General features: G+C 40.5%; 6 protein-coding genes. 5 read left to right on the top strand and 1 reads right to left on the bottom strand.

Annotated features, from left to right (window positions below; all coding sequences use genetic code 11):
• Nucleotides 1-494: 494 nt before the first annotated feature.
• Nucleotides 495-3,344 carry a pitrilysin family protein gene (locus tag MHN32_RS21170; RefSeq protein WP_239422730.1) on the top strand — a complete coding sequence of 950 codons (2,850 nt, stop codon included), beginning with the start codon at nucleotides 495-497 and terminating at the stop codon, nucleotides 3,342-3,344.
• Nucleotides 3,345-3,435: 91 nt separating this feature from the next.
• On the opposite strand, the gene MHN32_RS21165 is transcribed toward MHN32_RS21170, so the two are convergent.
• Nucleotides 3,436-5,571, bottom strand: a complete 2,136-nt coding sequence (locus tag MHN32_RS21165) for a winged helix-turn-helix domain-containing protein (RefSeq protein WP_239422729.1) — start codon at nucleotides 5,569-5,571, stop codon at nucleotides 3,436-3,438.
• Between the two features lie 200 nt (nucleotides 5,572-5,771).
• Between MHN32_RS21165 and MHN32_RS21160 the strand changes: the two genes are divergently transcribed.
• The 4 genes from MHN32_RS21160 (at nucleotide 5,772) to MHN32_RS21145 (ending at nucleotide 9,905) form a co-directional block, all read left to right on the top strand.
• Nucleotides 5,772-6,146 (top strand): hypothetical protein, encoded by a 375-nt coding sequence (locus MHN32_RS21160; protein WP_239422728.1) that lies wholly within the window; start codon nucleotides 5,772-5,774, stop codon nucleotides 6,144-6,146.
• A 791-nt stretch (nucleotides 6,147-6,937) separates the two neighbouring features.
• A complete protein-coding gene (locus tag MHN32_RS21155; protein ID WP_239422727.1) occupies nucleotides 6,938-7,420 on the top strand; it encodes a hypothetical protein in 483 nt (160 codons plus the stop codon).
• A gap of 74 nt (nucleotides 7,421-7,494) precedes the next feature.
• Entirely contained in the window at nucleotides 7,495-9,573 is a 2,079-nt protein-coding gene (locus tag MHN32_RS21150; protein ID WP_239422726.1) for an ankyrin repeat domain-containing protein, read from the top strand.
• 59 nt (nucleotides 9,574-9,632) lie between these two features.
• On the top strand, nucleotides 9,633-9,905 hold the full coding sequence (locus MHN32_RS21145) for a hypothetical protein (RefSeq protein ID WP_010606859.1): 273 nt from the start codon (nucleotides 9,633-9,635) through the stop codon (nucleotides 9,903-9,905).
• Nucleotides 9,906-10,070: the final 165 nt, after the last annotated feature.

The raw sequence follows: 10,070 nt of genomic DNA, 5'->3' as shown, positions 1-10,070 counted from the left end.
ACACATGAGAGCCTTGGTAACTTGCCTCCGGCGATTTACCGCACTAAGTTGGAAAACTCCAGTTTAGAGGTGTGCCATTAAAGGGGAAGTGGACATTATCTTCTGGCGATTACAGAGTACCACCAACAAGCAATTGATGCTTTCTCACCCTTTAATCATGATTGATGGATTTATTATCTGAATTCGCGAGCTATTTCCGTACTCCGAAATGGCTTATAGGCTTAATGCTGTAGGTATAAAACGACATATTCACATTGTTATCGTTATCTAACACTTCACTATTTGTTGTTCCAAAGGCTAAAAATAATTTCATTATATTTATAACTGTTTGATTTTAAAGATAATAAAAATAAATAAATTCATGATGACTCGATAAGCGACTTAAATTTCTTTGGCTTGTAATCTTGTCGCCAACAACGGGGAACGCTGAGCGCTTCTAGCTTTGTTCCATACGAGATAAACGCCAAATTATAAAATAAATGTAAGGATTTTTTATGCTTTTAAACAAAGTTGCAATCGCAGTCATCATGGCCGCAACATTGAACGGTTGTAGTCAATTTCAATCTTCTGATGCGTCAAAGTACGCTGGTGCCACATTAGTGGAACAAAAAAACATTGAGGGCGGTGATATTGGGATCGCTTATCAAAAGTTTGAACTCGATAACGGTTTGACAGTTATTCTTCATGAAGATCATTCAGACCCATTAGTTCATGTAGATGTAACTTACCATGTTGGATCTGCACGTGAAGAAATGGGCAAATCAGGATTTGCACATTTATTTGAGCATATGATGTTCCAAGGATCAAAGCATGTAGCTGACGAAGAGCACTTTAAAATAGTGACGGAAGCAGGTGGTAAGTTAAATGCAACAACCAGTACAGACAGAACAAATTACTTCCAAACAGTGCCAGTAAATCAACTGGAGAAGATGCTTTGGTTAGAAGCGGACCGTATGGGATTCTTTGCTCAAGGTATTACTCAAGAAAAGTTTGAGATACAACGCGCCGCGGTAAAAAATGAGCGCATGATGCGATACGACAACGTCCCTTATGGGCAAGCTTTAGAAAAGCTGCACCAAGCGCTATATGACTATGGTCACCCCTATTCATGGATGCCGATTGGCTATATGTCTGATTTAAATCGTGCGAATTCAAATGATTTGAAAGCTTTTTTTAAACGTTGGTATGGGCCTAATAATGCGACGTTGACTATTGGTGGTGCTGTAACTCCAGATGAGGTTTTACCACTTGTACAGAAGTACTTTGGCTCTATTCCAAAAGGGGAGACTGTTTCAGATGCTGCAAAGCAACCCGGTACATTAGTTGAGTCTCGTTACGTTTCTTATGAAGATAATGTATCACTACCGATGCTTAGAAAAGTGTACTCAACGGTTTATATGGGGCATAAAGACGAAGCTGCGTTAGATGCGATTGGTTATTTTGCAGGGCAAGGTGAAAGCTCAGTGTTATATCGCGAATTGGTTGATACGCAAAAAGCGGTAGCGGCATTTGCATGGCATCAATGCTTTGAACTATCTTGTCAAATGGCTTTTGGTGCACTTCCTCATCCGGTGAGTGGTGAGACACTGACTAGCTTAGATAAGCGCATTGATGAGTTAGTTGCAGATTATATTCAAAATAAAATTACCCAAGAAGATGTTGATCTTTTTATCACTAAAAGAGAAGCAGAGATTGTGAGAGCGCTGCAGAGCGTGGAGGGTAAAGTTTCTATGCTGGCTAAATTTGAGACTTTCCATGAGAATCCAGGTTTCCTAACTCAACAGCTTAAAAATGTTAAAGCTTTGAAAGTTGGAGATATAAAACGTGTATTTGAGCAATATGTTGCTAATAAGGCGAATGTTGTATTGAGTATTGTACCAAAAGGAAAGCCAGAACTTATCGCGCAGCAAGACAACTATACGCCGAAGTTTTATGAGCCTAAAGCAACTGAGGAAGTACGAGACGAAGTACAACTTCCCTCGATTACTGATAGTTTTGACCGCAGCATTAAACCGCGGGCAGGTGTTGCAAAAGCAATTACATTGCCAGACTTATGGCAAGTTAAAACTGATAATGGCATAGACGTATTAGGAGCGTTTGATACCGAAACGCCAACCACAACATTGCTACTTCAGATCCCAGCTGGTCGTTTATATGACCCTGAAAATAATGCAGGGGTCGCACTTTTAACGGTGGAAATGTTGGGTCAAGCTACAACACAGAGTACGCCGTCAGAGCTGGCACAGCAATTGGCAAAATTAGGTGCTGAGATCGCATTCGAAGCAAAGTCTGAATATATCGAGATTAAGCTATCCACATTAAGTAAGAACTTAACCGCGACACTAGATATCTTGTCAGAAAAGTTGTTACAACCAAAGTTTTCGGAGTCGGACTTCGCGCGAGTTAAAAGCATGGTTTCAGAATATAGTAAATCTGAACGCGATAGCGCAAAATTTCTGGCAGATAGCGCATTATCTCAGGTGATGTATCAAGAAGGAAACTACAGTAAACCTTGGTTGCCGTCTCAAGCAGAGCTTGCGACTATTGAACTTGCAGATGTTAAATCATTTTATGCGCAGCAGATACGTCCACAAGGTAGTAAATTATCAATTGTATCCGATGTTGCACAGTCGAAATTGATGTCGGCATTAACTAGTGCGCTATCACAGTGGCAAGGAAAAGGTGAACTGGACATGGCGCTTCCTAAATTTGCTCCCCTCGATAGTAATATCGTGTATTTGGTACATAAAGAGAATGCACCTCAGGTCCAGATCCGTGTTGCACGCCATGCCGCTGCGGAAGATTTAGCTGCGGAGCACTTTAAAAGTCAAATCATGAACTTTGCCTTCTCCGGCAGCTTTAACAGTCGAGTGAATCAAAACCTGCGTGAAAACAAAGGATATACATATGGTATCGGAGGACACTTCTCTGGATATGGTGATGCCGGTCAGTTTGTCCTCGCTTCAGGCATTAATGCAGCAAACGTTGCTGATGCGCTGACAGAAATCCAACAAGAGCTTAGCAAGATTAGTGAGCACGGATTAACTGATGAAGAAATTCAATTCACAAGAAATTCGATCGCGCAAAGAGATGCGCTGAAATACGAAACACCAGCGGCAAAATTAAACTTCTTTGCGATGATGCATGCTCATAATGTTGATGCTGATATTGTTGATGTCCGAGCTAAAACAATTGAAACAGTTGGCAAAAAAGAGCTTAATCAGCTGGCGAGCAAGTACTTTACTCCAGCCGAGATGACTTATGTTGTAGTTGGTGACACCAACACGCTAAGCAAGCAGCTTGAGGGTAAAGGCTTCACTGTAAAGCAACTGACTATTCAGTAGGTTAGTGTAATCGAAAGGATCCCAACCATGGCGAGCTTATAGAGCTCGCCATTTTTCGTTATAAGCCTATCGGTCGGTAAGCTTTACCTGTTTAGCGGTGATATAACTTTATCTCATTGTGGTATCTCGTGAGGTAAGAAATCAGTAACTTGTCAGCATGAGCATCAAGGTAGTAAATGCTAGATTCGGCATTCACGCTGGCTTTGATATCTAAGATGGTTGTTATTTGTTGATTTGCGTCAAGCTTATATACGTATTGCCGATTATAGAGGTAGATTGCACCATTGGAGGCGGTGATCGTTGGTCTTACTTTTACTTCATTGGTGCGGTTTGCAAGCTCGGATCCGGATATCAAAGGGGTCATTTGAGCCGTTTCTATATTCAGTAACGAAATATTCCGGTTACTTGATAAGGTTACTAGGTGATGGTCGTCGTACCAATCAATACTCACGATGTCATCAACCGTAATGATTTTGTTATTTTTGTCATTCAGAAAAGTAACCTCAATAATTTTGTCATCAGTTACCTTGTGAGCCCGCAGTTGAGCAACCTTATTTCCGCCAAGCCGAGTACCACCATTCTGTTCGTTATCGGGCAGAGTTATCAGCACATCAAGAGACTTCCAATCTCTCACTTCAGTTTGTTTGTTGGCGACATGTTTGACGAGAATTTGCTGATTGCTTGGATCTGAGTCGATAATGGAGTAGCCCGAACTTAATGCCGCTATGGGTGAATATCGATGGCTTGAGTCTATATGCATGACCCCGTAAGATTCCACATCTTTGAAAATGGAATCATTGTAGGCAAATTCATTATCCCCAAGGTAAGCCATAATTACTTCGTAAATATTCGGTTTGGCAAAGAGGGTTGATTTACCTGTATTAAGATCGATGACATAGCTGTCATGGTCGTAGCCGTAGGTCGTCATGAGCAATTGGTTTTCTGACATTGGCAAAATGTACGAGGTGGGCTCGACCGCAACTTTTACGGCAGGCAGCTCCGTTAAGCTTTGCATGGAATAGCGTTTGATTTCACTGGTGTTGTGATCAAACCACAGCACACTTTTTTGTTTAGTATTCCAGTTCGCAGCCCATAGCAAATGCGGGAACTCTGCCAATTTTAAGGTCTTTTGCCCTGTTGAAGTGGTCACCAGTAGCTCGACTTTATCACCGATATTACGAGTAAAAATTAGCTGGTGTGACTCAGGGATAATTGCTAAAAGCTGATCCCCAAAACCATGGTTATTCGGTGTTGTGATCCTAGTTTCTTGTTGTTTTTCCATATTATAGCTATAAATAGCACCTAGGTTTGGTACGTCTAAATAGCCTCGTCGACTGTATATCAGATGGTCTTTTCCAAAATCAAACAGTGCGTTAATTAGGCCGCCAGAACAGCGAAAGAGTAACTGGTCATGAGCGCCTGTTTTTGGAGATAACTGGTGGCGGCGGTATTCGCAGATAGGGTTTTCCCCTTCAGATCGGTATAAATAATAAACCCATGTACTGTCAGCCGACCAACCTAAAATGTTGCTGCCATTCGGCAGGCTAAGTGCTCTTTCATGTTGGGTGGTAAGATCCATGAGCCTCACCTCCCCTAACGCCCCAACTTCATTGGTATCAGCTTTAAAATTATAGGCTAGGTAACGTTGATTCGGTGAGTTATACAGTTTGCCATGATGACCTCGATACCAAGATAGTATTTGATTATGGAAAATCTCAGCGGATGGCTGTGGCTGAGGTGCACTTTTTATCTGGAGAGTTTGCTTTGTGACGAAATATAGCACGGTGATCAAAGCGGCGAGCGCAATTAAGGTGCCACAGAGTATTCGCACTCGGTAAGACTTGCTTGCTTCGCTGTTTCCTGTGGTGTCAGATGTCTTACTAGATAGCTCAATCGGTTCAGGTGCCGGTATCGTGAAACTGTAGCCTTTGCGATAGTGGGTTTTGATCGTTGGTTGAGGTTGCAGATCACAAGCCAACTGCTTTCTTAACTCGAAAATGACTCGGTTAATTGTATTGTCGTCGACAAAGTTAAGTTGCCAAACATGTTCAGCCAGTTCCTGCCGCGTAATGATCCGCTCTTGGTTACCAATGAGATACATAAGTGTTTTAAACAGCAGAGGCTCAAGTTCTTTGCGCTCGTGTTTGTTGTTGATGGTTTGTGTTGCCGTATTAAGTTGCCAACATCCTATATCAATATACTTTGATTGTGTTGCTTCAAGAACCATGAAAATACCAAGTTAGTAATCAAAAAGGCGGATATACAAATTTCGATATTATCAAAGATTTCAAAATAATATTCAGCTGTTATTGCTTATATCATTAGAAATTAATAGTTTCCCATTATTGCATGGTCACAAAACCTTCATTTCAGCTTTAGGGACAAGCTGCTTTACTATAGAGAATTTGAAGTAAGGTAAAGTAGCTAATGAAGGGATGGTTCATTATCGGTGTGGTTGTACTGGCCTTATGCAGCTGCCACTCTATTCACTCGCAAAAAACCTACATCCATATAGTTGCAAGTTGCCCCCCTCAGGTGTTTGAACAATTGTTTATTGATGCGACAGATTGCTTAGTTATATCGTCCTCTGAGGCTGAAATTCCTACCGGCATGCACACTAATACTCTGCTTTTTTCACCGCTGACAATGTCTTGGGATCTTGTGGATAAGCTTTTGTTTGAGTTGAACGACGCGGGATTTAAGTTTCAAGCCGATTTCTTCGGTAAATATAATCACGCTTATCGTGATAACCATATAGGCGTGTATTTTGTTGAAGGTTGTGAGTATTTTATGCGCAAGTGAGATAGATATCGAGTTCACGATGTAATGGGTAAACTATCGACCGTAAAGTGTATAGGTCTTAAGCAGTTACCGTTATATTTAAAAAACGATGCTGGTTGCTTTATTTTGGTTAGAGTGTTGCATTTGTGAGTTATACCAATTTGTCTTAATACTTGCTCAATCTGAAGGAGCAAACCTGACGCTAACTATGTTAAAAACTTCTGATTGAGAACAACTAAGTAGAAAAATTTTGCCTTGCTTATATGGATGTAGATACCTTGGAGGCAACAGGACGCGGTAGCCGTGTTATCGACAATGTTTTATCACCTCATAATAGGGTACTTAATTAATCAAGTTGGCCTTAAAGTCGGGATAAATAACTTACTTTGATAATTTTTATTGATATAGCGGTAAGTGGCAGCCTAATAAGTTCTATTAAAAATTTTTTATTTATGTCTTATTCAGTAATGTGAAAGTCTAAGTCGTTAAAGTGTTTGTTAATTCAGTGGGTTGTTATATTTAACTCCATGCTTTGAATTGCTTTATAAAAATTTTAATTTCTAAACCCGATAATCAAGTTCTTACCAATTTGTTATTTGCTCATGATTTTTTGTGGTAAGGTGTTGAAACTAAGTGTTATTTTGTTTTTTTTGAAAGTTTTACTTTCTTCTTTATAAGTGTATTTTTGTGATGGCATCTCTCTATTGTTGAAGACCCACTCAATTATTATAGGTATTGGTGTGTCAAGTTTGATGCTTATAACGCCTATAAAAAGTTAGTCAAATACATACAAACCGTAATAAGGAAATAAAGTGAAAATAAAAACGCTTGTATTAAGCTTAGCAGCGCTTCTAGCTACCCAAAATGTCACTGCCGTAGAAAGAATTGACGTGATAGGTCAAAAGACAGAACGAATGCGGACGCTATATCCGTGGGATGGGGGCAACTCTAGTAGTAGCGCTGGTGTTGGGGGTGGTGGTGGTGGCGGTACAAGCACGACATCAAAACAGAAAACCGATGAAGAAAAAAAGAAGAAATGCTTAGCAGGCATCGACTCTAAAGGAACTTGTGTGGCGGACCGTAAATACACTATTAGTCAATTACATCATGCGTGTATTGGTGCTTCTGGAATATTGGGTATTGCTGTTGGCAGTATGTCTTTAGGTGCAGGTGGGGCGTCAGGTATTGTTGCAGCAGCAGCATGCAACATGGCGAAAGAGGCTGATATGCATACTGTAGGCAGTTATTGTTCAAGCAAAATTGCCAATCAGAAAAAAGCGTGTGCTAGAGCATAGCAAAGGTGATGTATAGGAGCACATTTTGCGCCTATACATCGTTGACGATATATATTAATGCAAGGAGCAAAATATTGAGTAAAAAGTCACTTTTAATTGCAAGCGCTACATTGTTAGCACTGCTCTGCCTTTATTGGACATACCTCGCCTTTGACAACATCGAGGAAAATGTAATAACTCGTGAGCCGTTGCAGTCAAATAACATTGGACAATATCAGCATACAAGCTTGGGAAGTGTTGCAACTCAGCCGGAAGAAACGATCAGTGTGATGTGTAATGACTATGCAAGTGATATTGATGATATGGTAAGCTGGCAAGCTCTAGCTGAGCAGCGTATTCAATATATATTTTCTTCTATGCAGCATCAGGGATTAGGCGAAAACCAGCTAGATTATATTTCAAAAGCTGCGGGCCTAGGTATACTTAGAGGTCGAATGCTAAGGCCTGAATCGAAGTATTACCAATCGGTAGATGCAATCCCTCACTACGCTAATGGTATTTTATCTCAGCGACAGGCTGATATGTTCTGGGCCTACCTTAGAAGTCAAGACATCAAAGGGTTAATAACCGCCTATCAGCAAAATAAAATACAAGCCAGCAAGCGTGTTTCTGTCTACGACACACCTGTGAGTCTCATATTGACGCAACTTCAAGGTGACAATTCCAACGTTATTTCAGAGCTTACCTCGAGCGGTATTTTGGTGACATATCAAGACTTGGTTACAGCCACGCAACTAGGTATCGCTCCAACCCTTATGGCCCAGTTACTCGATGCAAGCGGACTAACACCGAGTGAAGTTTGGTATGACGATGAGTTAGAGCATTATACATCACTAACAAATGTTGCTATTGCTGCAATTAACTCTGAATTAACTACGTTTTGGCTTAAAGAAGGAAGTCCAGCAATTGCTGACCCATTTTCGAATAATGCCCTCGATTTACTCTCACCAGCACCTACAGACAAAGCTGATGAAGTAGAGTCTATCATTCTTTTATTACTAGCAAATGGGGTGCGCCCTTCGAACGAACTTAGTAGTAAGAGGCTTCTTCACTGGCTCTCTGATGGTACTCTCGCGCAATATAAGACCCAGCTTCAACACGTAGAAAATGCAATACCGTCAGAATGGCAAGATGAGATTGAATCGGGTGTCGATAAATTATATCGCGCCGTTTTATCAGACATAGTAGCTCCTGAAAAGTTGTCTAAAGCCCATCCCTGCTTTCACTCTGTCGGGCGAGCAAAAATACAGCTAGTATTTAATCGTGAGCACGCATATGAACAGCTAAATAATGAGCAGTTACAGGCCGTTAATGTTAAAGAGATAAAACAGTCAGCTGAGAGTTTGGTTACTACAGTCACTGAACAGAATACTGATCCAAGCATGATAGTCCGTGTTTTGGGGCAAGAACCTGATTTGCTGAACAAAATGGCAGTAGACAATTATCGTTATGAACAATTAAAAGCTTTGCTGGCGAGACACACCGAACAACAAGCGCAGTTAAGCGATGAAGAAAAGGCAAAGCAAGCCAAGTTACAAGAGGCGATCACAGAAGCCTTTACGCTGGCACAAAAAGGTAATTGGCAGCAAGCTGCAGATCATATGACTGAACAAAATGCGCAAATAGAGCAGCAAGAAATGCTAAACGCTTTATTGACCATGGCCATTTCGACAAATGCCAGTATCGATGAAATAACTAGATTACTTGAAAAAGGGGCACAGCTAGGTCCCCAAACAATATTAAATTTAGTGCGAACGCACAACCTTCCACTAATTAAGGCGCTCGTTAAATATGACTTGGATTTACATTTTGTTGACCCACTAGGTCGCAATGCGTTGCTCTATGCCGTTTTATTACGCACTCCAAAAATCATGACATATTTGCTGAGACATAAGGTTTCAGTCAAGCCAGATCCCTATGGGCTAGATGCCTTAGACTTTGCACTAGAGCAGGTTGAAAATGGGGCAAGTGCCATGGAGTTAGCTGCTGGGAATAATATGAGTTTGAATGACAGCTTTTTCTATATCTCTCAGCTGCTCTACGCGGGAGCCCCTATTGAATCAAGTCACAAACAAAGGGTTGCTGCGTATCAAAATAGCAACCCGATACTATACAAAGAAATTATTTCGGCCTTTCCGAGCTTTAAACTATAGTGTCGTCTTATTTAACCTAAACCAAGCAATAAGCGAATCAAACTTTAAAAGGTATTATTATGGAAAAACAAGAATCGAAATCAATAGAATTAGATGAAATTATTAAGCAATTAGAACAAGCAAATAAGGTTGAACGGAAGAAAAAAATTGAAGTCACGGGGTTTGTTTTCTTGTATCTTGCTCTCTCTGTATTTTTAAACTACTTTCCATACATGTATAAATCTGTGTTATTTGGGTATACAGCGATAACGGTGATGTATTTACTTTTGAAACAGCATCAGCAGCAAACATCAATAAACTTACTCATCAGCGCGCTCAAAGAAATTAAATAATTTTGTATTTTAATCAAATGTCGAGCCGATTAGTTGATAAGGAGGCTTTCTTGCAGTTAGGTACAAAAAGTTAACGCGTTTTAGGGAGAGTATGCGCATTTTAAGGACTTAGTTTTGATAAGTGAAAACGTTCATATCAACGGAAACGTAGATTGAAAGTCAGGC

Source organism: Pseudoalteromonas sp. Of11M-6 (genome assembly GCF_022347905.1).
Taxonomy (GTDB): Bacteria; Pseudomonadota; Gammaproteobacteria; order Enterobacterales; family Alteromonadaceae; genus Pseudoalteromonas.
This window is presented reverse-complemented; position numbering and strand designations above follow the sequence as displayed.